General features: G+C 65.1%; 22 protein-coding genes and 1 pseudogene. 10 read left to right on the plus strand and 13 right to left on the minus strand.

Going from position 1 to position 22,460, the window contains the following annotated elements:
• Positions 1-29: 29 nt before the first annotated feature.
• On the minus strand, positions 30-1,163 hold the full coding sequence (locus OQF70_RS08365) for an ABC transporter substrate-binding protein (protein WP_280536967.1): 1,134 nt from the start codon (positions 1,161-1,163) through the stop codon (positions 30-32).
• Between the two features lie 300 nt (positions 1,164-1,463).
• On the opposite strand from OQF70_RS08365, the gene OQF70_RS08370 reads away from it, so the two are divergent.
• From OQF70_RS08370 to OQF70_RS08380, 3 genes are all read left to right on the plus strand, one after another.
• Complete coding sequence (locus OQF70_RS08370; RefSeq protein ID WP_280536968.1) at positions 1,464-2,324, plus strand: branched-chain amino acid ABC transporter permease; 861 nt, start codon at positions 1,464-1,466, stop codon at positions 2,322-2,324.
• A 2-nt stretch (positions 2,325-2,326) separates the two neighbouring features.
• Positions 2,327-3,340 (plus strand): branched-chain amino acid ABC transporter permease, encoded by a 1,014-nt coding sequence (locus tag OQF70_RS08375; RefSeq protein ID WP_280536969.1) that lies wholly within the window; start codon positions 2,327-2,329, stop codon positions 3,338-3,340.
• Positions 3,341-3,433: 93 nt separating this feature from the next.
• Complete coding sequence (locus tag OQF70_RS08380) at positions 3,434-4,945, plus strand: class I adenylate-forming enzyme family protein (protein ID WP_280536970.1); 1,512 nt, start codon at positions 3,434-3,436, stop codon at positions 4,943-4,945.
• A 700-nt stretch (positions 4,946-5,645) separates the two neighbouring features.
• On the opposite strand, the gene OQF70_RS08385 is transcribed toward OQF70_RS08380, so the two are convergent.
• The 4 genes from OQF70_RS08385 to OQF70_RS08400 all read right to left on the minus strand — a co-directional run bounded on the left by OQF70_RS08385 (position 5,646) and on the right by OQF70_RS08400 (position 8,654).
• A complete protein-coding gene (locus OQF70_RS08385) occupies positions 5,646-6,668 on the minus strand; it encodes an LLM class flavin-dependent oxidoreductase (protein ID WP_280536971.1) in 1,023 nt (340 codons plus the stop codon).
• A gap of 102 nt (positions 6,669-6,770) precedes the next feature.
• Positions 6,771-7,841 carry a hypothetical protein gene (locus OQF70_RS08390; RefSeq protein ID WP_280536972.1) on the minus strand — a complete coding sequence of 357 codons (1,071 nt, stop codon included), beginning with the start codon at positions 7,839-7,841 and terminating at the stop codon, positions 6,771-6,773.
• The gene (locus OQF70_RS08395) at positions 7,841-8,368 is read right to left on the minus strand and encodes a hypothetical protein (protein ID WP_280536974.1); all 528 of its coding nucleotides are present in this window, start codon (positions 8,366-8,368) and stop codon (positions 7,841-7,843) included. The genes OQF70_RS08390 and OQF70_RS08395 overlap by 1 nt, the downstream gene beginning before the upstream one ends.
• A gap of 16 nt (positions 8,369-8,384) precedes the next feature.
• Positions 8,385-8,654: a PRC-barrel domain-containing protein gene (locus tag OQF70_RS08400; protein ID WP_280536975.1), complete on the minus strand. Its 270-nt coding sequence runs from the start codon at positions 8,652-8,654 to the stop codon at positions 8,385-8,387.
• Between the two features lie 525 nt (positions 8,655-9,179).
• Between OQF70_RS08400 and OQF70_RS08405 the strand changes: the two genes are divergently transcribed.
• The gene (locus OQF70_RS08405; protein ID WP_280536977.1) at positions 9,180-10,511 is read left to right on the plus strand and encodes a divalent metal cation transporter; all 1,332 of its coding nucleotides are present in this window, start codon (positions 9,180-9,182) and stop codon (positions 10,509-10,511) included.
• A gap of 3 nt (positions 10,512-10,514) precedes the next feature.
• Entirely contained in the window at positions 10,515-11,066 is a 552-nt protein-coding gene (locus OQF70_RS08410) for a hypothetical protein (RefSeq protein WP_280536978.1), read from the plus strand.
• 80 nt (positions 11,067-11,146) lie between these two features.
• On the opposite strand, the gene OQF70_RS08415 is transcribed toward OQF70_RS08410, so the two are convergent.
• Together OQF70_RS08415 and tenA are read right to left on the minus strand one after the other, a co-directional pair.
• Positions 11,147-12,667: a sodium:proline symporter gene (locus OQF70_RS08415; RefSeq protein ID WP_280536979.1), complete on the minus strand. Its 1,521-nt coding sequence runs from the start codon at positions 12,665-12,667 to the stop codon at positions 11,147-11,149.
• 76 nt (positions 12,668-12,743) lie between these two features.
• Entirely contained in the window at positions 12,744-13,409 is a 666-nt protein-coding gene (gene tenA / locus OQF70_RS08420) for a thiaminase II (RefSeq protein WP_280536980.1), read from the minus strand.
• A 63-nt stretch (positions 13,410-13,472) separates the two neighbouring features.
• Between tenA and thiD the strand changes: the two genes are divergently transcribed.
• The 3 genes from thiD to bioB all read left to right on the plus strand — a co-directional run bounded on the left by thiD (position 13,473) and on the right by bioB (position 16,976).
• Positions 13,473-14,825 carry a bifunctional hydroxymethylpyrimidine kinase/phosphomethylpyrimidine kinase gene (gene thiD, locus OQF70_RS13440; protein WP_321169492.1) on the plus strand — a complete coding sequence of 451 codons (1,353 nt, stop codon included), beginning with the start codon at positions 13,473-13,475 and terminating at the stop codon, positions 14,823-14,825.
• A gap of 4 nt (positions 14,826-14,829) precedes the next feature.
• A complete protein-coding gene (locus tag OQF70_RS08435; RefSeq protein WP_280536981.1) occupies positions 14,830-15,756 on the plus strand; it encodes a thiamine-phosphate synthase family protein in 927 nt (308 codons plus the stop codon).
• 95 nt (positions 15,757-15,851) lie between these two features.
• Positions 15,852-16,976, plus strand: coding sequence for a biotin synthase BioB (bioB, locus tag OQF70_RS08440; protein WP_280536982.1), 1,125 nt, complete (start codon positions 15,852-15,854; stop codon positions 16,974-16,976).
• Positions 16,977-16,998: 22 nt separating this feature from the next.
• Here the strand turns inward: bioB and OQF70_RS08445 are convergent, their stop codons facing one another.
• The 4 genes from OQF70_RS08445 to OQF70_RS08460 all read right to left on the minus strand — a co-directional run bounded on the left by OQF70_RS08445 (position 16,999) and on the right by OQF70_RS08460 (position 19,962).
• Complete coding sequence (locus OQF70_RS08445; RefSeq protein WP_280536983.1) at positions 16,999-17,688, minus strand: molybdopterin-binding protein; 690 nt, start codon at positions 17,686-17,688, stop codon at positions 16,999-17,001.
• 147 nt (positions 17,689-17,835) lie between these two features.
• Complete coding sequence (locus tag OQF70_RS08450; RefSeq protein WP_280536984.1) at positions 17,836-18,642, minus strand: DUF5803 family protein; 807 nt, start codon at positions 18,640-18,642, stop codon at positions 17,836-17,838.
• A 25-nt stretch (positions 18,643-18,667) separates the two neighbouring features.
• Positions 18,668-19,438 carry a DUF2110 family protein gene (locus OQF70_RS08455; RefSeq protein WP_280536985.1) on the minus strand — a complete coding sequence of 257 codons (771 nt, stop codon included), beginning with the start codon at positions 19,436-19,438 and terminating at the stop codon, positions 18,668-18,670.
• Positions 19,438-19,962: a transcription factor gene (locus OQF70_RS08460; protein WP_280536986.1), complete on the minus strand. Its 525-nt coding sequence runs from the start codon at positions 19,960-19,962 to the stop codon at positions 19,438-19,440. The genes OQF70_RS08455 and OQF70_RS08460 overlap by 1 nt, the downstream gene beginning before the upstream one ends.
• 136 nt (positions 19,963-20,098) lie before the next feature.
• Here OQF70_RS08460 and OQF70_RS08465 point away from each other — a divergent pair, with 136 nt between their 5' ends.
• Both OQF70_RS08465 and OQF70_RS08470 read left to right on the plus strand, forming a co-directional pair.
• The gene (locus tag OQF70_RS08465) at positions 20,099-21,226 is read left to right on the plus strand and encodes a hypothetical protein (RefSeq protein ID WP_280536988.1); all 1,128 of its coding nucleotides are present in this window, start codon (positions 20,099-20,101) and stop codon (positions 21,224-21,226) included.
• A 23-nt stretch (positions 21,227-21,249) separates the two neighbouring features.
• Positions 21,250-21,586 (plus strand): annotated as a pseudogene (locus OQF70_RS08470) (ADP-ribosylglycohydrolase family protein); the annotation flags it as partial.
• Between the two features lie 140 nt (positions 21,587-21,726).
• Here the strand turns inward: OQF70_RS08470 and OQF70_RS08475 are convergent.
• Positions 21,727-21,897: a hypothetical protein gene (locus OQF70_RS08475; RefSeq protein ID WP_280536990.1), complete on the minus strand. Its 171-nt coding sequence runs from the start codon at positions 21,895-21,897 to the stop codon at positions 21,727-21,729.
• A gap of 37 nt (positions 21,898-21,934) precedes the next feature.
• Positions 21,935-22,381, minus strand: coding sequence for a hypothetical protein (locus tag OQF70_RS08480; protein WP_280536991.1), 447 nt, complete (start codon positions 22,379-22,381; stop codon positions 21,935-21,937).
• Positions 22,382-22,460: the final 79 nt, after the last annotated feature.

The following is a 22,460-nucleotide window of genomic DNA, read 5'->3' on the forward strand; positions in this document are numbered from 1 at the left end:
AAATACCGCGGATACGACCCTCGACCGGTTCAGAATTCACACTGCGTCGGGATGTCCCTGAGTGGATCCAGTGCAGCTGTTTCCATCTGAGTGAAGCTATCGTTCTCGGCGCGCATAATCGCCTGCTCGTAAGTCATCTGGTTGTTGGCCGAACGTATGAACGCCGCGCGTGCATAGTCATCCGCGCTGAACTCCCGTCCCTGAAGGGCGTCGATAAGCGCGTCCGTGTCCCCCCGACCGCCGTAGTCGATGCTCTCAGCGGTCGCGAACACTTGATTCACCATATCGAACGGCCTGATGGACTGCATCATTGGCATTCCGTCCATTCGGTTCTGATACTCCTCGATGAAGTTCTGGATGTACGGCGTATCCCAGAGCTCGACCGCCCGAGGCATAAACGCGGTGATGATCGTCATTCCCTCGATGGCCTGATCGAGATGTCCGCCCAGGAAGTCCGAACCGGGAGCTGCGACCTCCATCTCCTCGAAGATGCCGTAGCTACTGCCCTGTTCGAGGAATGCTGCCGCGTCCGAGCCACCCATAACCGGAACCAGAATGTCCGCACTCGTGTCGATGTTCGAGATGTAACTGCTTTGGTCGGACGTTCCCAGCGGGACGGCGACGGAGTCGATAACCTCCCCGCCCGCGTTCTCGAATTCGGCACTGAAGTTCTCCAAGCCGCTTTGCCCCCACGCGTAGTCGGAGTAGTAGATGCTCATCGTCTGGCCGACGTTCTCGTAGAGCCACGGACAAAAGGGGATGGCTTGGTGTTCGGTCGTCGGTCGGAAGCGGAAGAAGTAGCGGCTACAATCCTCACCGGTTAGTGATGGGGATGCGGACGTCGCGTTCAGCTGGATCACTCCGTTCCGTTTGGCGACGTCGGTGATCGCACGGGTCACCGCGGACGACGTCGCTCCGAGCAGGATGTCGGCGTTCTCAGCTTGTACGAGATCGCGTGCTTCTTCGACAGCCGTGCTCGGATCCAACTGGCTGTCCCTGTTCAGCACCTCAATCGTGTTACCGTTCACTCCACCGTTCTGATTGATCCGATCGGCAACGATCTGAACGCTCGCCTCGATCGATTCGGTGAACACGGCGTAAGGTCCGGTCTGTGGATGGATCGTCCCGACCGTAATCGTCCCATCGGAAGCGCTACTGCTCACGCCAGAGTTTCCACCGGTTCCGGTCCCAGCGGAGTTCCCGTCTCCGGAGCAGCCTGCCAGGAGCCCAGTGCCCGTCAGCGCCGCGCCCGATTTCAAGATTCTTCGCCGTGTTGACAAGGTCTCACGCATACGAGGCTGACTATGAGATATCTAACTAATAAGTGTATGGGAACCTGCTTGACATAGAGTCGGATCGGTCGGTCGAGCGAACCCCCAGAAGTTGCTCCGGGAGTTCGTTCGGCGAAGAAATATAATACTGATGATGAAAATGATTATTTATGTTGACTTGAAATGGGGGGTATGGTCGAGTTGAGTCAGATAGTCATTCCCATACTAAACGGGTTGTCAACCGGACTTTCATTGGCATTAGTTGCCGTCGGGCTCACGCTAGTGTTTGGCGTTATGCACGTCGTGAATTTGGCCCACACAGAATTCTATATGATCGGTGCGTTCCTGATACTGGTATTGTTAGGGGTCGTTGGGAACTATTGGATCGCGTTGGTCCTGGCGGCCGTCGCGGTTGCCATCCTTGCGTTGCCGATCGAACGACTCGTATTCGCTCCGATCAGGGATAGGGAACCGGTACAGTCGATGATCATCTCTTTCGCCCTGCTATTCATCTCACACCGTGCCGCCTTCGAGATATTCGGGGGACGGATTCGGTCGATATCGACACCGGTTAGTGGGGCGACGGATCTGTGGTTCGTCACGTATCCGACCGAGCGATTGCTGATCATCGTCGCGGCCGCCGTCGTTCTGACCCTGGTCTGGATCTTCCTCGAACGAACGCGCTACGGGTTGCTCATCCGGGCGAGCGCACAGGACCTCGAAAACGCACGTTCGCTCGGGATCCGTGTGGATCGAGTGTACGCGATGACCTTCGCGATCAGCGCGTTTCTGGCGACGATCGCGGCAGGATTCCTCGCTCCGATCCAAGGGATCTATCCGACTGTAGGACTCACCGTCTTGCTGGACATCTTCATCATCGCCATCGTTGGCGGAATGGGCAGCATTCCCGGCGCCGTCATTGCGGCCCTCTTGATCGGATTGACCAGATCCATCGCCACGATCTGGATAGCACCCTGGACGACGCAGCTCCTCGTGTTCGTGCTCGTGATCGCCGTCATACTGGTTCGCCCACAGGGAATCTTTTCGAACTGACAATGTTGGAAGAACTTTTCGACAGCTTCGACGATGGACGACTCGCCTCCCGACCGATCCGGACGCTCGCGGTAATCGGCGTTCTCGGGCTACTGATCGCTGTACCTCGGTTAGCCAGCCTCTCCGACGTCCGATTGTTGACTCAAATCCTCGTATTCGGTCTATTTGCACTGGGATACGATATTCTCTACGGCTACAACGGCGTGGTCAGCTTCGGCCACGCGGTGTTTTTTGGCTTGGGCGGGTATCTCTTCGGAGTTCCGTTCGCGCAGTTCGGGGTCGAGAACGTCTGGTTGATGCTGATCCTCGCAGTTCTCGGAACTTCCCTGATCGGCCTTTTGATCGGGATCGTTTCGGTGCGAACCCGGGACGTCTACTTCTCGATCCTCACGCTTATTTGGGCACTCGTCGTGACGACGATCATCGAGAACCTGCAGATCACTGGTGCCCACGACGGGTTCTCCCTGTCCCTTCCTGACCTCGTTTTGATTCCCGGCACAGTTAGCGTCTCCCTCTATGAACAACGTGTCGTCTACTATCTCGCGCTGGTCTGTCTGCTTCTGACGTTCCTCATCGCCCATCGTCTCGTACACTCGCCACTCGGGGAGGTTCTGCAAGGGGGGAAAGCAAACAGTAACCGACTCACGTATCTCGGGTATGATGAACGGAAGTATCGCGTGGTCGCGTTCACGATTTCCTGTGGAATCGCCGGCTTCGCCGGTGCACTTCAGGTGATCTTAACGGGCTACGTGAGTCCGAGTTTGATGAGTTACCTTTTGTCAGGGGAGCTGATCCTGTGGACGATCATCGGTGGTGCCGGGACACTCGTCGGTCCGATTCTCGGAGCCTCCGTCATCACGCTGCTCGAGGAGTCTCTGAGTGGCTTGATCTCTTGGTGGGAGATCCCTGTCGGGATGATTTTTATAGTTATATTGATATATATGCCGGAGGGCATTCTAGGTCAGGTACGGACCCTGTACCACAGCTGGACGGATCGGGACGAATCCGATGAGTAACCGTCCTCGCTAATGTGACGATTTGCCCCGGTGCTTACCGCAGAATTGAAGTAGTCCTGTTGTCTGCACTAACCTATGCTGACGCCACGTGATATGCTAGAGCGAAACGTGGAGTACCGTGGCGAGAACACCGCGATCGAGATTCTGGACACGGGCGAAACGTGGAGCTACGCCGAGTTCGATTCGAAGGTGAATCGGTTGGCGAACGGGTTGCGGGATCGTGGGATCCGTGAAGGCGATCGAGTGCCGATCGTGTTGTACAACACTGCGGAGTACCCCCTCTCCGTGTTCGCATGTTACAAGATCGGCGCGGTTCCGGTCCCGTTGAACTATATGCTCACGCGAGCCGATTTCGAACAAATCATCGGAGAGCTCGGTGCGGCGGCCCTCATTTACGACGCTCGAGACAGCGAGGACATTGAGGCAGCTGCACGGGCGGTTTCACGGACTCCACGGTTGATCGAGGCGAACGGCGAATCCGCTAGGGAGGAGACTTTCCAGGATGTCCTCGAATCGGGATCAACTGACAGCCCGCCACAGCTACCGACGAATGAGGGGCGACTCTGTTATATGCTGTATACGAGCGGGACAACCGGCCAACCGAAGGGTGTCGCCTTCACACAGGAGACTGCACACCATCGGATCCAAGAGGCCTACTCCGCACAGGGATTCATCACACAGAAGACGGTCGGATTGCAACTCTCACCGTTCTTCCACGCCGGTGGAATGGGTGCGATGATCAATCCCACCCTTTGTGCGGGCGGAACCATCCTCCTGGCCGAAGACTGGGGGCCGGAGATGGCGCCGGCAGTCATCGACGAACACAACGTCACGTACGTCGTGACCGTCCCCACGGTCGCGAAACGACTTGCCGAACAGGATGACATCGATGACTACGACCTCTCGTCAATCGAAGCAATGCAGTGTATGGGTGCGCCTCTCTCGAAATCGCTCGCGAGTGATCTCATCGAGAAAGTCACGCCGAACATCTATAACAGCTACGGATCCACGGAAACGCTCTACGACCTTATGCTCCGCCCCGATGACCTCCCCGAGCATGCAGGTAAGACCGGTCGGCCGAATCCTGACAAACAGGTCAGGGTCATCGAATTCGAGCAGAACGAGGAATTCGATCCCGATGATCGAGCCGAAGTAGAAGAAGTCGGCCGTCTTATTACGAAGGGGGAGGGAATTATGGACTACTACTTCGACAACAACGATGCGACCGAGGAGGTCTTCACTGAGGGTTGGTTCTATACGGATGACCTCGCCATCAAGGACGAACAGGGATACGTCTCAGTCACCGGCCGTGCTGACGGTATGATCCTGAGCGGTGGCGAGCTCGTGTCGCCGGCGGAGGTCGAGGAGGCATTGGAAACCCACGAGCGCGTTGATGGGGCTATCGTCGTCGGAGAATCCGACGAGGAGTGGGGCGAACGAGTCAAGGCCTTCGTCACCGGTGAGGATCTTACCGAAGCGGAACTGGAGACCTACTGTAAGAATCGAGAAGACCTAGCGAACTACAAACGACCCAAACAGTACGAAATCGTCGAATCGATCGAGCGTACCGCGACGGGGAAGAAACAACGATTCAAATACGAATGACGTCGGTGGTACAGACCGATACGCAACCAAGCGACTGCAGGCTGCGCCGCTCACTGGTTAGTCGGCTTTCCTCGAGCTTGATGTAGTGATGGGATCCGACGTGCTTTTTGACGAGAGATCGCGTCGAATCGATCGCAAGTGCTGAGGTATCTTTCTCATATTAGAGTATATTAAACTATATTATATATTGAGTCATATATTTTAGTCAGGAATCATACCATAAAACGAATAATGCAAGCAAGTTGCTATCAGAATCTGGAGTGTCGATCAGTTTTAGGACCGTGCTGTTAAATCACTAGACGTGTTTTCAATTATACGTGGGGAGAATACGCCCAATAGATTGAAATAATCTGTATAATTCCTATATAATTCATTATATTACAGAATCTGTGTTTCAAACGGATGATTGAGGCTTGGGTGTTACAAGTACAAACATCGATGGACCTTACGCACTCTCCGAATACTTCGCCAGTACTGAGTTTCACCCATTCCTTTCTAAAGCGCCATATTGCGTGATTCTACCGGGACTTCCCTTGTGGGAGTACAGCTGTCGGGACGCATTTAATTCGACGATCCGAATATATCATACACTCCGGTTAATGGTTCCTTGATTATCATATATCTATTCTGTCTATTTTTAATTCATATATTTATTCTGAGTTACTATCTGACGCTCTAGCCGCTCCCGCCGTCCCGCAACTCAGACGACGCCGACGCCCCCGGCGATCAGCTCGTGGGACTCCAACGCGTCGTCGTGGTCGGCCTGGACGTGTTGGATCATCACCTCGTCGACGCCGACGCGGTCGGCGAGCTGTTCGAGCAGGCCGGCGATCGTGTCGGGGTTGCCGGAGATCGCCCGCGGCCACTCGTCCGCGTCGAGCGTCGCCGGCGTTGGGTCCGGCACGCCGCCGAGCTCGTCGATCGCCTCCTCGATCGACGGGCGGGTGCCGACGATCCCGCGACGCATCCGGGCGAAGGACGCCTCGGCGACGGCTCGACGTCGAGCCGCCGCCGCGTCGGTCGGCGCGCACACGGCGTTGACCGCAACGATCGCGTGCGGAGAGTCGGGTGCGCCGGGCCCATCGGTGGGCTCGAACCGGTCCCGATAGGTCTCGACGGCGCGCTCCGCGAACCCGGGTCGGATGAAGGCGGCGAAACAGTACCGGAGACCCAACTCGCCGGCGATCGCGGCGCTCGAGGGACTGGATCCAAGCACCCAGGGCAGTGGCGGCTCGGCCCCCGACCGCGCGATGTCGAGGTCGCTGTAGGCGTGGTCGTCCGGGAACTCGTCCGCCAGATGGGCCACGACCGCCTCGATCTTCTCGCGGTGATCGCCGTCGGGATCCGTCGCGTGGCGGTCGGTCCCGAGCGCGCGGTCGGCCGCCGGCGAGCCGTTCGCGCGCCCGAGCCCCGCATCGATCCGGCCGGGTGCGAGCCCGTCAAGCGCGCCGAAGACCTCGGCGACCTTGAACGGGCTGTAGTGATTGAGCAACACGGCGCCGGAGCCGAGCCGGATCGTGTCCGTCTCCGCGGCCAGGTGCCCGAGCAGGACCTCGGGCGTCGTGCCCGCGAGCGTGTCGGTCATCGCGTGATGTTCGGCGACCCAGAACCGCTCGAACCCCAGCCGTTCCGCCTGCTGGGCGGCCTCGACTGTGTTCTCGTACGCGTCGGCGGCGGTTCCGGAATCGGGGACCGGTGAGAGGTCGACGGCGGAGAGCTGCATATCGATCCTCCGCCGGCCGGGCGGAAGAACCGATCGACTCGACGCCTCGGATCCCGCGAGACGGTCATATGGTGCGGCGAGATGGCCACTCCGACGCCCCGGTCACGGCTGCACGCTCAGGTCGAACGCGTAGGTCGTCCCGTCGACAGTGGCGAAGAGGTGGTCGAACTCCACCCCGAGCTCGAAGGCGTCGTCCGCTGGAAGGTGCTCGCCCGCCCCGAGCCGCTCCATCACGGACCGGAGGGATGCCGACATCGGCAGGTCCTCCTCGTAGAAGGGCGTTCGGACCGCCGTCCGGACCACGTCACCCTCCGCGTCGGGAAGCGACTCCGGCGACAGGTCGGTCTCGATCAGCGTCGACCGGACGTGGTCCTCGAAGCCGGCGCGCGTGTCCGCGACCGGCTCGACCGAGTAGGTCGTCTCCGTCGGCGTCGCCGTCCCCTGCTCGGCACGCGCGGCGAACCATCGGTCGTTCGAGCGGACGTGTTCGAACGGCGGGTCGGGCACGAGGGCGCTGTCGTCCGCATCGAGGAACTCGTGATACAGCGGACCGCGCGTGCCGAACGCGTCGCCGCCGACGTCGATCGGCGGGTTCCGGTCCGCGTAGACGGCCCCGAGCGCGGCGTCGACGATCCGACGATCCGTTTCGGAGAGCGACTCGACGGGCGGCGTTACGCCCTCGGCGTCCGCGGGCGGATCGTCCACGAGGTCGAGATAGAACTCCCACCACTCGCGCTCGACGGTCCGTTGGTCGTCGATGTGGACGCGGTAGTAGGTGGCGTCGGACTCCTCGGCGTTTCCGACGTCTTCACCCGATCCCTCGGCGTCGACGACGAACCGCGCCGCTTCCCGGGTCTCGGAGCCGAACTCGTAGGTGTATGTCAACTGGTAGTTGAGTACCGTCATCGACCCGGTCCGGATCAGCGTCCGGTAGCGGTCGCGTTTGTACCGGTCGGGGTAGTCGATCGCGAACTGCGCGGTCGGTGCGGTCGGGTCCGCAAGCAACACCGAGTCGGGAAGCGACTCGCGTTCGTAGGCACTCAAGCGGAGGGTCTCCGCCGATCGGCTCAGACAGCCGGCGACGGCCGGGAGCACCGTTGCGGCGGCTGTGGCGGCTGCGGCGGCTCCGGACGCCAGGAACGCACGGCGTGATGAAGTCGAACGCTCCCGCATCAGTACCCCCCAGGCAGCGCCAGCAGGAAGCTCACCACGACGAACGGGATGGCGAACAACAGCGCGTAGCTCGCGCCGCCGGCGGCCAGGAGTACCCACGTCGAGGGGCCGTATCCGGTCGGATCCCAGTCCAGATCGAGCCGGGGGAGAACCACGTTCGTGATGACCGGCACGCCGGCCGCGTAGCCGACGAACAGCAGCACGGCGACGTTGATGAACGCGTTGCTCCAGGCGACGCCGGCCGAATCGACCGTCGTGACGACGAGGGTCGCGGCGAGGATGTACGGGATCGAGCCGCCGACGCCCGCGAGCAGGTACGTCGGGACGATCGACCCGGTGGGTGGAAGCGTCGCGAGCAGCGCCCGGATCCGGTCGACGATGAGGAACGGCGACCACAGCAGGGTCGCGATGAATCCCGGAACGAGCAGAAACCCGACGAGGGTGGCCCACTCGGACATCGGTTCGAGCGTTGCTTGGAGCGTGACGGGAGCGTGCAGGGGAGGGAGCAAAGCGGGGAGCACGTTCATAGTGTCGGCGTCGGGATCAGTCCCGCCCTCGCGCAGTTGCGTCGTCCGTTCCGTTCGGATCGACGAGGACGTAATCGCCGCGCGATCGGAACGTCCGCGCCGGGATCACCACGTGTCCATCGTCGTTCGTCCCGAATCCCGGCGTTCGGTCCGCCGGATCGATGACGAACTGTCGGAGATCACCGGTGGTCGAGTCCATCGTGACGTTCACCAACGTGCCGATTTCCTCGCCGTCGACGGTCATCACGCTGTACCCGGCGATGCTCGATCCGAGTATCTCGCCCATATCGGAGCAACGGCATCGGGTATAAAAGATGTGCCGTAGGCACAAACTGCGATCGAAGTCATCGACCGCCCCGCCGGGCCGAAGCCTGAACGCTTACAACCCCCGCGGGTCAACTGCGCGTATGATACCGCTCGCCACCGAATCCGCATCGCTTCCGATCCCCGAAACATCGATCGTCGTGCTGGTCGTGAGTCTCCTGCTCACCGTCGTCTGGCTGGCCTCCCTCTACCGGTAGCCCGTCGAGTTCGGGTCACCGGTGTACAACGACGACCGTTCCGGCGTCACGCCGAGCGGCTGCGCTCCCGTGAGCGAACTGGATGAGCGAGCCACGGGATCAAGTGGCGGAAGACGGGATCGGTGACGAACGATTCGCCGTGAACGTCTCGACACTCCATCAAGCCCGTTCTGCAGTGATCGCAGTTCTTTATTACTCGAGTATACTACCGGCTCATATGTCGCTCACCGACCGGCAGTCGATGTGGAACCAGCGAGACGGGGACGTCGTGGTCGAGGGGTGCGTCTGAGATGGCCCTCGGCACCCTTCGCCATCGACTGTCGGAGATGGGGCCGGCGTGGCTCGCGGGCGCGATCGCCGCGGGTCCGGCGACGATCAGCGCGCTCGTGGCCGCGGGCGTCGGCTACGGGTACGACCTTCTGTGGGTAGTCGTTCTGTCGGCGCCGGCCGGGTTCGTCTCGGTGCTGTTGGCCGCGCGGCTCGGGACGCTGACCGAACAGGGCATCGTCCGCACCGTCGAGGAACGGCTGGGACGGTGGTGGGCGTGGCTGCTCGTCCTCGACGCGGTCGTCGTCGCCGGCATCGCGCAGTTGCTCATCATGAAGGGTCTCGCCGACGTCTCGGCGTCGTTGTTCGGCTTCGACGCGCGTCTCTGGGGGGTTCTCTGGGCCGCCGTCCTGGCGATCGGCCTCGCGGGCGGCGGCTACCGGGTCGCGGAACTCGGCGCGAAAGCGGTCGTCTCGGGGGTCGTGCTCGTGTTCGTCGCCACGCTGGTCGTCGTCCCCCCCGACGTCGGCGCCGCGGCGGCGGGACTGGTCCCCATGACGCCGCCCGGCGCGGCCGTCACCGTCGCGGGCGTCCTCGGCGGGGCCGTCCACATCACGCTGATCACGATGCACACCTACACGACCCGCGCACGGGGCTGGAGTGCCGACGACTACGACCTCGCACGGTTTGACGCCGGAGCGTCGATGCTCGTCGCGTTCGGCCTGTACAGCCTCGCGATCTTCCTGGTCGTCGCGGGGGCGCTCGGCGGGCAGAACGTGCCGCCGGAGGCCGCCGCCGCGGCGCAGGCGCTCGCGCCGGTCGCGGGGCCCGCCGCGGAGACGCTGTTCCTCGTCGGGATCCTCGGCGCCGCCGTGTCGACGCTCGGGGGCAACACCATCGTCCCGCCGTTCCTGGTGGCCGATACGCTCGGGTGGGAGTTGTCCGTGTCGGACGACCGATACCGAGCGCTGCTTGCCGGGACCGCGTTGGTGTCGGCGGCGGGCGCCTTCGTCGGCGGGAACTTCATCCCGCTGCTCGTGCAGGCGCTGGCGCTCGGACTCGCGGGCACGCCGTTCGCGCTTGCGCTGGTGCTGTTCCTCCTGTACGAGACGCCCGGACGGCTCCCCTCGCGACTCCTGACGGCCGCCGGCGTGATCCTGCTCGGGGTCACGAGCGTGACGGCGGCCAACTCGGTCCGGAGCACCGCGATGGGACTGCGCGAGGGGTTCGCGCTCGTTCCCGCGTTCGTGGTCGCCTTCGCGACCGTCCTCGGGATCGCCACGGTCGCGCTTCTCGGGCTGTTCGTTCGCGAACTGGTGACCGGCGACCGCACGGCTCGGCAGCCGGCTGACTGACCGATGGCGTCGTCAGTTCCGCTGTGCGGGTCGACGCTGATCGTCGGACCCTCAAACGTCGGGAAAACGCGGCACACCGCGGCGGCGCTGGATCGCTGGGTGGCCGACCACGGGCCCGCCGACGTGGCCGTGCTGGAGTTCGCACCCGAACTCGAGCGGGACGGCCGGGTTCTCGGCGGCCGCTTGACGCGGTTCACGACCATCCCGGACGAGATCTACTACGGTCGTATCGACGCCCGGGCGCCCCGGACCGAAAGCGGCACCCGGGAGGAGGCGATCGCCCTGGCGCGCACGAACGCCGAGCGTGCCGCGCGAGTCATCTCGGCGGCGCCCGACGATCCGGATGCGGTGTTCGTCAACGACGCCACGATCCCGCTCCAGGCGGACACGAACCGCACCACGGAGTTGATCGACTACTGTTCGTCGGCGTCGGTCGTCGTGTGTAACGCCTTCGAGAGCGACGAACTCGGTGTCGACGATCGCATCTCACGCACCGAGCGCGCCGCGCTGTCCCGGCTCCGCGAGTGGGCGGATCGGGTGGTGGAGCCGTCGTAGCCGTGCCGTGACGGGCTGACGGGACGGGCGTGGGTCGATGGGGGATCCACTTGCCGACGAGCGAGCGCAAGCGCCCACGCTCAGTCGCTCGCCTCGGCGCCGTCAGCATCGATGCGGCGGATGTCGTCCCCGAGACGATCGAAGTCGAACGTGGCCTCGGAGACCCGCGCCGCGATCACCGTCAGTGCCGCCGAGACGCAGAAGGCCCCGGCGAAGGAGGTCAGGTACAGCGGATCCGCGGCGGGCAAGGCCTCGCCAACCACCGGAATCGCCGTGATGTATCCTCGCAAGTCGGGGAAGTACGCCAGCCCGACCGCCAAGCCGGCCACGCTGCTCGCGAGCGCCCCGGATCCCGTTACCGACTCCGAGTAGAGCCCGTAGACGAGCGGGACCGCCACGGCCGCACCCAGCAGGTCCGCGAGGAAGAACAGCCGGAGCACGCTCCGAGCCCGGAGGCTGACGTAAATGGCGGCGACGGCCACGAGGACGGTGAACGCACGGGCGCCGAGGCGAAGTCGGCGGTCGTCGGCGCCGACCGCTCGTGACAGGTCGACCGTGATGAGACTCGAGAGCGCGTTGAACAGGGTGTCGACCGAACTGACCACCAAGAGCAGCGCCAGCAGCGTCACGCCGGCGACGACCCACGCGGGGAACGCACCCTCCAGAAGGACGAACAGCGCAACGTCGGCGTTATAAGCCGCGCTCGTGACGTCGGTGACGACGTCGGCACGTCCGACCGCGACGATCCCGAACAGTGCGGTCACGAACACCATCGCACCGTTGGCGAGGCTCGCGTTCCGGAAACTCCGCCGAACGACGTCGTCGCTTGCGCCCGCGTAGATGCGTTGCCACCACGTTTGGTTGATCAGTTCTGCCCCGAGGATGGCGAACGAGAGGGCCAGACCGAATCGGATGCCGGCGGCGAAGCCGGGATCGAGCAGCGTTGGGTTGGCCGCGACAACGCCTTGGTGGATCGGATCCACGCCGCCCAACGACGCCACGATGCCGCCGAAACATACCACCAAGAGCGGAACGACCACGACTGCCTGAAGGGTGTCGGTTCCGATGCTGGCGGTCACCCCGCCATACCCCGTGTACACGAGGACGCCGCCGCCGACGAGCACGGCGGTCTGCCACTGCGGCACGCCGGCGACGAGTGACAGCGCGCCGGCGATTCCGGTGAGTTCCGCTGCCAAAAAGACGAACATATACAGCGCGCTCACGAGGAGAACGAACACGTACATCGCGCCGCCGTAGCGGGCGTAGACGTACTCCGTCAGCGAGTGTCCGTCGGGGATGAGTTCGCGCACGCGCGGACCGATCCGTGCGTACGCGAGCATCGGCAGCGCCTCGCCGATGGCGTAGCCGACGACCGCGGCGATCCCGAAGCTGGCGCCGGCCTCGGGAGCCGAAAAGAGGATCCACACGCCCATCACGGATGCGACGAGCGTCGCAGTCAATCGCCGCTCGCCGGCCGATCCGCGAGCCGTGATGAGGTCCTCGACGGAGCGGACCCGGTCGCGGGCGTACCACAGACCGACGGCGGCACTGATCGCCAGCGTCGCCACCGTCAGCCCGAGCCCCAGGACCGTCGACACCATCACACGACACCCCCGTCGGCGGCGTATTCGGCGAAGGTCGCGTTGGTCGACACGTCGGTCGGCGCGACGTCGTCGGTCATAGCGGCCACGTCTCCCGTTCCCAGGCGGCGTCCCAGAACAGATACTCGTACTGTGCGGACGTCGCGAAGCGCTTCCGATACCGTTCCCGGTCGGACGCTGACGCGTCGGCGGCCACGTCGTCCAGGAGCGTCTTGCACCACTCGGTCAGCTCGGTGAACTCCTCGCCGGCGTACATCTCGATCCAGGCGGCGTACTGATCGTGTTCGGGCGTGCCGTCGGCGGCGAGCCGCTTTGCCGTCTCGTTGAATCCCCACATACACGGAAGCAGCGCTGCCACGAGATCGCCGACGGTTCCGTGTGAGGCGGTGCGGACCAGGAAATCCGTGTACGCCCGCGTCGTCGGCGACGGATCGGTGTCCTCGAGGTCGGCCTCGTCGATCGAAAGGTCCGCGGCGTACGACCGGTGGAGGTCCATCTCGGTGGTGACCGTCGACTCGAGGAGCTCCGCGAACGTCCCCATCCGATCGAGGTCCGGTGCCTTCGCCGCACCGAGTGCGAACACTCGGGCGTACTCCTGGAGATAGACGTAGTCCTGCCGCACCCAGTAGCGGAAGGGCGCCTCGTCGAGGGTACCCTCCCCGAGCTGGCGAACCATCGGATGATCGAGAATCGATGACCAGTAGGCGTCCGCCTGTGGTGCACATTCGTCCGTGAACGACATTGGCAGAGCATCAACGGAGAACCGGAAAAGGGTTATGATTGGATAATATAACCGAGTTATACGATGCGAGATCCAGCACCAGAGACGCGGCCGGTCGTCCTGACCGTGGCGGGAAGCGATTCGGGCGGCGGCGCCGGCATCCAGGCCGACCTCAAGACCATCGAGGCCTGTGGCGGCTTCGGGACGAGCGCCGTGACCGCGATCACCGCCCAACACACCCGAGGCGTGGAGTCGACGCACGTGGTGCCCGTCACGGAGGTCACCGCACAGATCGATGCCGTGTGCGAGGACGTCGACGTCGACGTTCTCAAGACCGGAATGCTCGCGACGGAACCGATCGTCGAGCGCGTCGCCGAGCACGCTGCGGACCTCGACGTCCCCGCAGTCGTCGACCCGGTACTGGTCGCGGCGAGCGGCGATCGACTCCTCGATCCCGGGGCCGAAACCGCCTACGAGGACCTGCTCGCGGCGGCGACGCTCGCGACGCCCAACGCCGACGAGGCGGAAGTGCTGACCGGCGTCGAGGTGACCGACGTCGAACGGGCGGTCACCGCCGGGCAGGCGCTCCTCGACACCGGCGTGGACGCCGTGCTCGTCAAGGGGGGACACGTTCCGGGGGACGTGGTCCGTGACGTCCTCGTGACGCCCGACGGGACGGAGACGTTCACCCACCCCCGCGTCGACACGGACGCCACCCACGGCTCGGGGTGCACGCTCGCGAGCGCGATCGCGACGCGGCTCGCTCGCGGCGATCCGCTCACCGAGGCCGTCTCGGCCGGGACGGACCTGCTCGAACGAGCGGTACGCTACCACCACGACGTCGGCAAGGGGCCGGGAACGGTCCACCACCTCGCCGCCCTCCGAGAGCGTGCAGCACGGACCCCTACCCGCGAGGCCGTCGAGGAGGTCGTACACGAGTTCGTCTCGGCGGACGTCGGGCGAGTCGTCCCCGAGGTCGGGATGAACGTCGTCGGCGCGACGCCGTACGCCGAGACGCCCGGAGAGACGGCCGCCGTCGAGGGACGGATCAGTCGCACGCCGTCGGGGATCGCGCCGAACCGCGGGGTTCGATTCGGCGCCTCGAGCCACGTCGCCCGCCTCCTGCTCACGGCGCGCGAACACGACCCCGCGCTCCGGTTCGCGGTCAACTGCCGGTTCGACGAGGGCATCGAGGCGGCGTTCACCGCGATCGACGCGCCGGTCGTCGAGGTCGACCGCCGCGAGGAGCCGGCCCCGGACGAGGAGGGCTCGACGATGGGGTGGGTGGCCCGACGGGCGTTCGATCGCGTCTCGGGGACGCCCGCCGTCGTGTACGACCGCGGCGACGTCGGCAAGGAGGCCATCACCCGAGTCCTGGCACCCGACGCCGAGACGGCGGTCTCGCGCGTGCACACGCTCGCCGACCGGGCGGAGTGAACGGATGTCGCTTCGGCTACCCGGCGAGATCGTCGTCGACCACGTCCTCCCGACGCTCCGCGTCGAACTCGCGACCGAACTCGCCGACTACGGGCTCACACAGCGGGAGATCGCCGACGAACTGGGCGTCACGCAGGCGGCGGTCTCGACGTACCTGAGCGGAGACGCATCGACGACGGAGTCGATCGCCGCTCATCCCCGGACGAGGTCGACCGTCGAACGAGTGGCCGAGGGGCTCGCGACGGGGGAGATGAACGGATACGATGCGCTCGCCGCCGTGCTCGATCTGGTTCAGACGCTCGAGGATCGCGGGCCCGTCTGTGAGATCCACGAAACGGAGATGCCGGCGTTACAGGGGTTGAGCTGTGACCTCTGTATCCGGGGGCGGGACGAGGCGGTCAGCACGGAGCAGGCGGCTTTGGCGAGCGTCCGGAAGGCCGCCCGCGTCCTCTCGACGACCGTCGGCGTGGCACGGTTCGTTCCGAACGTCGGGTCGAACGTCGGAACGGCCCTGCCGGACGCCGCGGAGCCGACCGACGTGGCGGCGATTCCGGGTCGTATCTATACCGTCGACGATCGCGTCGAGGTGCCGGCCAACCCCGAGTTCGGAGCGTCGAACCACGTCGCGACGATCGTCCTCGCGGCCGCCGACGTCGACCCCGGCGTTCGCGGCGCGGTCAACCTCACGACCGACGACGCGCTCCTCACAGCGGTCCGGGACCGTGGCGTCGACCCGCTGGCGTTCGACGCCGAGTACGACGACCGCGGACGGCGACTCCGTGACCGATTCGCCGATCGAGGGGCGGTCCCACGGGTGGTGTTCCACCGTGGCGCGTTCGGCATCGAACCGATCACGTACGTGCTGGGTACCGACGCGGCGGACGCCGCGCGGTTTGCCGCAGATCTCGTGACCGACGTCGTGGGGGAGTGATCCCGCGGCGGACGGCGTTGTGTGCGTCCGTCTCACGGAACGCGATCGGCGGACCGTCCCGAACAATTAACAACTCGTAAACCGCGTTTAGAAATATGGTTTACGAAACGGGGAACTCGACGGTCGACAACGCGGTCGCCCGCGTCCTCGCGGGCGAAACGCTGGACCGAACGGACGCACTGGCGCTCCTCGCCCAGCCGGTCGCGGACCTCGCCCCGGCGGCCGACGACGTCCGCGCCCGCTTCGGTGACGACACGGTCGATACCTGTAGCATCGTCAACGCGAAGGCGGGCAGTTGCGCGGAGGACTGCGGGTTCTGCGCGCAGTCAGCCCACTTCGACACCGGCATCGATACCTACGACCTCCTCGACCCCGAGGATGTTCTCGAGGCCGCACAGCGCGCCGAACGCGACGGCGCCCAACGCTTCGGGATCGTCGTCGCGGAGAAAGGAGTCAGCAAGGAACACAGGCCCGACGAGTGGGAGGACGTGATCCGGGCGATCCGACTCGTCCGCGACGAGACGGACGTCGAAGTGGACGCGAGCCTCGGCGTCCTCACCGAAGCGGAAGCCCAGATACTCGCCGAAGCGGGAATCAACCACTACAACCACAACATCGAAACCTCCCCGGACTACTTCCCGGAGATCGTCACCACTCACTCCTTCGAGGACCGCGTGCAGACCCTCGAGCGCGCCAAAGCGGCGGGGATGGACCTCTGTGCGGGCGTCATCCTCGGTATGGGCGAAGCGCCGACCGACCGCGTGGACGCGGCGCTCGCGCTCCGCGACGTCGGCGTGTCCTCGCTCCCGGTGAACGTCCTCAACCCGGTCGCCGGGACACCGCTCGGCGACGGGACCGGGGCGGCCGACATCACTACTGAGGAGATCATCGAGACGATCGCGGTCTACCGCCTTCTCCATCCCGAGGCCCGCATCCGTCTCACTGGCGGCCGCGAGGTGAACCTCGACGTGGACGAACAGCACCGCCCGTTCGAGGCCGGCGCCGACGGGATGCTCACGGGCGACTACCTCACCACCGAGGGGCAATCCCCGGCCGACGACCTCACGGTCATCGAGGCGGCGGGGATGCGTCCCAACACCGAGACGAACGACTTCGATCCCGAGGCAGTCAAGCGCCGCGGTGGCGACGCCGACGCAAGCGTCGAAACCGCCGCGGGGACGGCGACCAGCAACGCACCCAGCGACCGGACACAGCAGTGATCGGCGGAGTGCTGGGGCGGGTTCACTCCGGCGACTGAACCCGATCGCGGAGCCAGGCGGCCGCCTCCTCGGCGGTCGCCTCCGCGTCGGCGGTGATCTTGACCCGAACCGTCTCGCCGGGGTAGGATCCGACGGTGACGTCGAACCGATCGCGGAGTTCGCCGAGCCGGTCGATGAGGGCGCTTTCGGGCTCGTCGACCTCGACCGTGGCGGCGTATCGGGTCGATCCGGTGAACTCCTCGGCGACCCGGTCGAACATCGCGTGCATCTCCGACGGAACGCCGGGGAACACGTAGACGGTCTCGACGACCGCACCGGGGGCGACTCCGGAGTCGTTCTCGAGGAGTCGTGCGTCCCGCGGCAGCCGGGTTGTTCCGTCCGCGAGGTTCGACGCGCTGTAGCCGTCCCGCTCCTCGAACCACGCGACCGCATCCGGGTGGTCGATCAGGTCCCGGCCGAAGGCGGCCGCGACGCCTTCCATCGTGACGTCGTCGTGGGTCGGCCCGAGCCCGCCGGTGACGATCACCGCGTCGTACTCGGCGTAGTATTCGTTGACCGTTCGCGCGATTTCGGCGACGTCGTCCGGGATCGTCGTGACGCGACGAACCTCGACGCCCCGGTCGTCGAGCCGGTCACACAGCCACGTGGCGTTCGTGTTCTCGGTGTCTCCGGACAGCAGCTCGTCGCCGATGGTGACGATCCCGACTCGCATACGGCCGGATAGGACCCGTGTCTCAAAAACACCGTCGGCTGGGGGTCGTCGACCGGGGCAGGTGGTCATCAACCGGAGCGAGTGGTCATCAACCGGAAGACGCCCCTCGATCGGCGACAGTCCCGTCGCGGGGATCACCGTTCGGTCCTACCGCATTCCGGGCGGCGGCCCGTCGTCGTCATCGAGGTCCTCGAGATCAGACTCGACGTCCTCGAGACCCATCTCCCGGCGACGGTCACGGAGCGCCGTGAGTTGGCGCCGGAAGTAGAGATAGCCAGCAGTTCCGATCACGATCGCGACCACGGCGATCGCGCCGAAGACCGGGAGGTCGCCGCGCCGGTACGCCTGGACCACGACCACCGACGTCGTGACCTCCTCCCAGACGAGTCGCTCCCGGCCGTCGACGGAGGTAACCTCGTACCCGCTCGGGGAGGCGTGGCCGAACGGCCGGATCCCGGTCGTGAACCCCTCCGGAAGCTGTACCGTGTAGGAGCCGGTGATGTACGTCCGCGTGATGAAGCGGCGGGGGGACCCGTCGCCGGCGTAGGCGATGGACCCGTTCGTCATCCCGTCGTCGAAGCGGACCCACACCTCGTCGGTCGTCTGTTCGATCTCGCCGCCGCGAGCCCGGAACTGGGTGCCGTTGATCACGGTCCCGTTCGCGTAACGATATCGGAAGGCTCGCGGCTGGAGCGGGTCCTCGGTCCCGTACCCGGTCTCCTCGAACAGGCGGACCTCCTCGTGTCCGGTGGTGTTGTAGACCGCCAGATACGTCCCGTCGTTCCGGACGTCGATCCGGACGTCGGTTGATGCGCTCCAGGGGTACTCCCCCGGCGGCTCGGCGTCAAGCGTCTCGTTCGCGATCTCGCCGCCGCCGGTCACGTAGCCGAGACAGCCGGCGCTTGCGGCAAGCAGCGCGACCGTCGCAAGCGCCAGGATGAATCGTCGATTCACGGATGTGGATGGAGACGGCGATCGGTCAGACGACACACCGGATTTCCGCCGGGAGGTACGAGCCGATCGCGGCAAGCAGCCCCGGCGGGTCGGTTCCCTCACCGCAGACGATGCTCTGCTCGAGCAGACCCAACCGCTCGACGGTGACGATGTCTCGGGCGTGGCCGGCGCGGTTGACCGTCGCCCGGGCCTCCCCGCGGGTCACGGAGTTGACGGTCACGCGGCCGGAACCGCGCTGCCACTCGTAGAGCCGGTCGCGTTCGGCGTCAGCGATCCGGGAGGTTGCCGTCGTGGAGTCATCGGTTGCGTCGTCCGCGTCGGCGTCCGTGTCCACATCCGATTCGGCGTCCGAGTCGGCATCCGAACCGTCCTCCGCGTCCGCGTAGACGAACCGCATCGGGAGGTGCTGGACGAGGCCGAACCGCTCGACGACCTGTGCGGGCGACCCGCGACCGAGGCCGATCCGGTCGGCGGGGATCCGGACGTCGACGTCCGAGCCGGCGTCGAGGACGAACCCGTCGTCGTCCCAGGACTCGAGGGTGCCGACGTACTCCTCGCCGGGTTGGAGCCCCTCGTCGTGAGTCACGATCTCGCCCCACTCCTCGGCGAGCGCGTTCCGGGCGACCGTGGCGTCCTCGCCGGTCACGTCGACCTGGACGAAGTCGTCGCCGCGGACGCCGACCTGCCACTCGACGCGAAGCTCGCCGATCGTGTTGTCGACGAGCGCGTCCATTCCGTCGAGTGCACGGTCACGGGCGTCACCGGAGACGTAGCACTTGGTTGCGAGGACGACCATCAGTTGCCCACGTCCGCGTTGAGCTCCGTCTTCAGCTGGTCGAGCCGCCACTCCATCGCCTCGACGAGCCGGTCGTTCTCCATCGCCTCGATCGGCGATCCGCACTCGGGACACTCGAAGCCGAAGTCCATCGCCTCGCCGAACTCGAAGCGGATCGAACACACGTCACAGAGGTAGAATTCGTGGGTGCGTTCGTACTCCTCACGCTCCTCGAGCGCCTCGAGGAGGCGTTCCATCTCCTCTTTGAGGTTCTCCGGGATGTTGTCGTAATGGAAGGTCCACAGGTACGTGAGCCACCCGGAGTCCTCATCGCGCACGCGACGGTAGGTCGCCAGGTCGTTCTCGTACAGGATGAACAGCGCGCGACGGACGTCGTTGAGTTCCAGGCCCAACTCCTCGGCCAACTCCTCGTCCGTCACCTCCCCTTCGGGGGGTGCAGCCGCCACCGGCATTCCCGTCGGTCCCACCAGCTCGTGGAGGTACTTCTGGATGACGGGGTCGTTCAACAGATCCTCAAAAGCCATTGCGGTGTATTCCGCCCGGCAGTCGTTTAAAAGGATCGAAGCGATAGAGCGGGGCTGCCGGCGCGGTCGGAAGCGTCCCACGCTGCCCCCGAGCGACGTCGGCAGACTCTTGTGGCGACGGGTCGACCCCGTGGGTATGTCCGACGTCGACGAGGACGGCGGTCGGTCCGGGGTCGATCAGTCCCGAACGGGTCGGGCCGAAGGGGATCGATCCGGGACGGCCGCGATCGCCACGGAGTCGCCCTCGCGAGCCGAACTTGTGGGCGCGGTGCTGCTCGCGCTCGTGCCGATCGTCCTCCTTGGCGGCCCGGCGGTCCTCGTCGCGACGATCGTGACGGACGGTCCGATCGGACGAGGGATGGCCGTTGTGATCGCGGCGGTCGTCGGTCTGGGTGGGTCGTACGCGCTCGGCCCGGTCATCGTCGACCGTGCGATCGACGCGCGGGCGACGTCCCCTGGCGACGCGCCGTCATCCAGCGATTCCGCATCCGCGGGCGATACCGCCTCCACCGGGGATCCAACGGTCGACGCGCTGGTCGAGCGCGTCGCGGACGTGGCCGACGCCGCCCGGATCGACCGGCCGGACGTTCGCGTCGTGGACCGGCGCGCGATGAACGTCGGCGTCGTCGCGACCCACACGGGGACGACGCTCGTCGTTCCAACGCGACTGGTCGAGCTCGATGATCCCGATTTCGACGCATTGGTTACGCACGCGCTGCTCCGCGGGAGCTCTCGCCGTGCACGGCTCGCGACCGCGCTGTTGGTTCCCGCGCTGGTCGTCGAGGTGCTGACGCTGCTGGGGGCCGAGCTCCTCTCGCGGCGTGACGGAGCGGGCGGCGCCGACCGGAGTGCGGAGTCCGAGCGACCACGGATGCTGGGCGCCGGCGACCGCGGCGACCGGTCGATCCCCTGGATCGCGTACGCGCTCGCCGGCGGGCTCCTGCTCGTGGCGATCGCCCCGCTATGGGTGCCATTCGCGCTCGGCGACCGGCTCCTGATCGGCCGGGGGCGCTCCCGCACCGACGCCGCCACGGCCCGGGTCGGTGCCTCGGGGATCCACGGAACCGGATCGATCGACGCGGCGTCGATCGCGGACGCACTCCAGGACGCCCGCGACGCCAGCGGCAACCGGGACTGGCCGCCCTCGCTCGACCGACTCTCGGTCGTCCCGATGGGCGATCTCGTCACGCGCCGCATCCGCGGGACGAGCCGGCAGGAGCTCCGTCTCCGGATCGCACGCCTTCGCTCGAAGCGGTCGCGGTAGCGGACCGGGTTGGGTGTTCCTGACAGGATGCACTCGACCACGTCGATTCGGACGCGCCCGATGATCTCGTGACGGCCCTCCAACCGCTCGCTCGTGGTGAGCTCCCGGCACACTGGAAACGTCAGGGTATGTCGTGCAGTCGCCACAGACGGCACTCCACGATGGTTGGTCGCGGAGAGTGCTGAGGAGGCGATTGTGACTGCCGTGAATCGCGGCCGTGATACCGATACGATTGGGGCGATTGCTGGTGCAGCCGCTGGCGCGCGGTTCGGGGCGTCACAGCTTCCGGATCAATGGCTGAGCGCGATCGACGAAACCGACGAACTCGAAACTCTAGCAGCGCAACTCGTAGAGAGATAGAGTGAGCGAAGTAGGGTGGGGTAGTTGACTACCCAGAGGTTCGCCGCCGCTTCGGCGCCGACGAGCATCCTGCTGGTCGCCAGTGATTTCGTCATCGTCGTACGCGGCCGCGATCTCCTGCGAAAGCGCAGCCTCGTCGGTCATCGATCACGCAGCCGATCGCGAGCGGCCGCGAACCGAACGGGATCTATGTCGCCAGCCGCAGCCATCTCGTTAGCCGACTGGAGCTGTGAGTCGATGAGCCGATTCTGTTGGCGTGACCACTCGCTATCGTCGTGCGTCCGAACGTACTCGGCCCACTGTTTGATCATCGCGCGCCGTTGCTCGGTATTTCGCCGATGATCGTCTTCAAACGCGTTTGAGTTCAGCATAGTAGTCCTCCACTCCAAGCTCGTTGACATACGTTTCGAGCTGCTCCGTGTTAAATCGTTCCTCGAACGTCAGGTACAGGTGAAGTGCATCCTCGAAATCCTTCCCGCTGAGGCTGTCTGCAGCTTGCGCAAGCCGGAGTTTGTATGCGATTTGGAGTTCAATCGGACTGATTTCGATCTGCCCTTCATCGAACGTCACCGTGAGAGGATTCGAGAGGGCCTCACGCTCAACGTCGTTTGAGACGAACCACGTCTCGAAGTTCGGGTACATCTCCCCTTCTTCAGCAATCCTGATGCGGCTCCGCTCGCACAGCTGCAACGGACCTTCGAGGTGGTCGAGTTCGACGCGATAGCGCGTCGGCAGGGCGGGACCGGAGGTCCCGCTGGCAGCCGGGGCGGCGTCGACGCCGGCGACGCCTACCACACTGCTCGCCAAACGTAACGCGACCGGTCTCCCCGGAGAGAAACGGGATGAGATTCGTGACGGCTGGCAGAATACGCTT

This window comes from Halopenitus sp. POP-27 (assembly GCF_029889855.1).
Taxonomy (GTDB): domain Archaea; phylum Halobacteriota; class Halobacteria; order Halobacteriales; family Haloferacaceae; genus Halopenitus; species Halopenitus malekzadehii.

What these genes read in the sequence shown, in the direction of transcription:
- OQF70_RS08370 (WP_280536968.1), top strand. Translation starts at nt 1,464, where the DNA reads ATGGTCGAGTTGAGTCAGATAGTCATTCCCATACTAAACGGGTTGTCA.
- OQF70_RS08375 (WP_280536969.1), top strand. Translation starts at nt 2,327, where the DNA reads ATGTTGGAAGAACTTTTCGACAGCTTCGACGATGGACGACTCGCCTCC.
- OQF70_RS08380 (WP_280536970.1), top strand. Translation starts at nt 3,434, where the DNA reads ATGCTAGAGCGAAACGTGGAGTACCGTGGCGAGAACACCGCGATCGAG.
- OQF70_RS08385 (WP_280536971.1), bottom strand. Translation starts at nt 6,668, where the DNA reads ATGCAGCTCTCCGCCGTCGACCTCTCACCGGTCCCCGATTCCGGAACC.
- OQF70_RS08390 (WP_280536972.1), bottom strand. Translation starts at nt 7,841, where the DNA reads ATGCGGGAGCGTTCGACTTCATCACGCCGTGCGTTCCTGGCGTCCGGA.
- OQF70_RS08395 (WP_280536974.1), bottom strand. Translation starts at nt 8,368, where the DNA reads ATGAACGTGCTCCCCGCTTTGCTCCCTCCCCTGCACGCTCCCGTCACG.
- OQF70_RS08400 (WP_280536975.1), bottom strand. Translation starts at nt 8,654, where the DNA reads ATGGGCGAGATACTCGGATCGAGCATCGCCGGGTACAGCGTGATGACC.
- OQF70_RS08405 (WP_280536977.1), top strand. Translation starts at nt 9,180, where the DNA reads ATGGCCCTCGGCACCCTTCGCCATCGACTGTCGGAGATGGGGCCGGCG.
- OQF70_RS08410 (WP_280536978.1), top strand. Translation starts at nt 10,515, where the DNA reads ATGGCGTCGTCAGTTCCGCTGTGCGGGTCGACGCTGATCGTCGGACCC.
- OQF70_RS08415 (WP_280536979.1), bottom strand. Translation starts at nt 12,667, where the DNA reads ATGGTGTCGACGGTCCTGGGGCTCGGGCTGACGGTGGCGACGCTGGCG.
- tenA (WP_280536980.1), bottom strand. Translation starts at nt 13,409, where the DNA reads ATGTCGTTCACGGACGAATGTGCACCACAGGCGGACGCCTACTGGTCA.
- thiD (WP_321169492.1), top strand. Translation starts at nt 13,473, where the DNA reads ATGCGAGATCCAGCACCAGAGACGCGGCCGGTCGTCCTGACCGTGGCG.
- OQF70_RS08435 (WP_280536981.1), top strand. Translation starts at nt 14,830, where the DNA reads ATGTCGCTTCGGCTACCCGGCGAGATCGTCGTCGACCACGTCCTCCCG.
- bioB (WP_280536982.1), top strand. Translation starts at nt 15,852, where the DNA reads ATGGTTTACGAAACGGGGAACTCGACGGTCGACAACGCGGTCGCCCGC.
- OQF70_RS08445 (WP_280536983.1), bottom strand. Translation starts at nt 17,688, where the DNA reads ATGCGAGTCGGGATCGTCACCATCGGCGACGAGCTGCTGTCCGGAGAC.
- OQF70_RS08455 (WP_280536985.1), bottom strand. Translation starts at nt 19,438, where the DNA reads ATGGTCGTCCTCGCAACCAAGTGCTACGTCTCCGGTGACGCCCGTGAC.
- OQF70_RS08460 (WP_280536986.1), bottom strand. Translation starts at nt 19,962, where the DNA reads ATGGCTTTTGAGGATCTGTTGAACGACCCCGTCATCCAGAAGTACCTC.
- OQF70_RS08465 (WP_280536988.1), top strand. Translation starts at nt 20,099, where the DNA reads ATGTCCGACGTCGACGAGGACGGCGGTCGGTCCGGGGTCGATCAGTCC.
- OQF70_RS08475 (WP_280536990.1), bottom strand. Translation starts at nt 21,897, where the DNA reads ATGATCAAACAGTGGGCCGAGTACGTTCGGACGCACGACGATAGCGAG.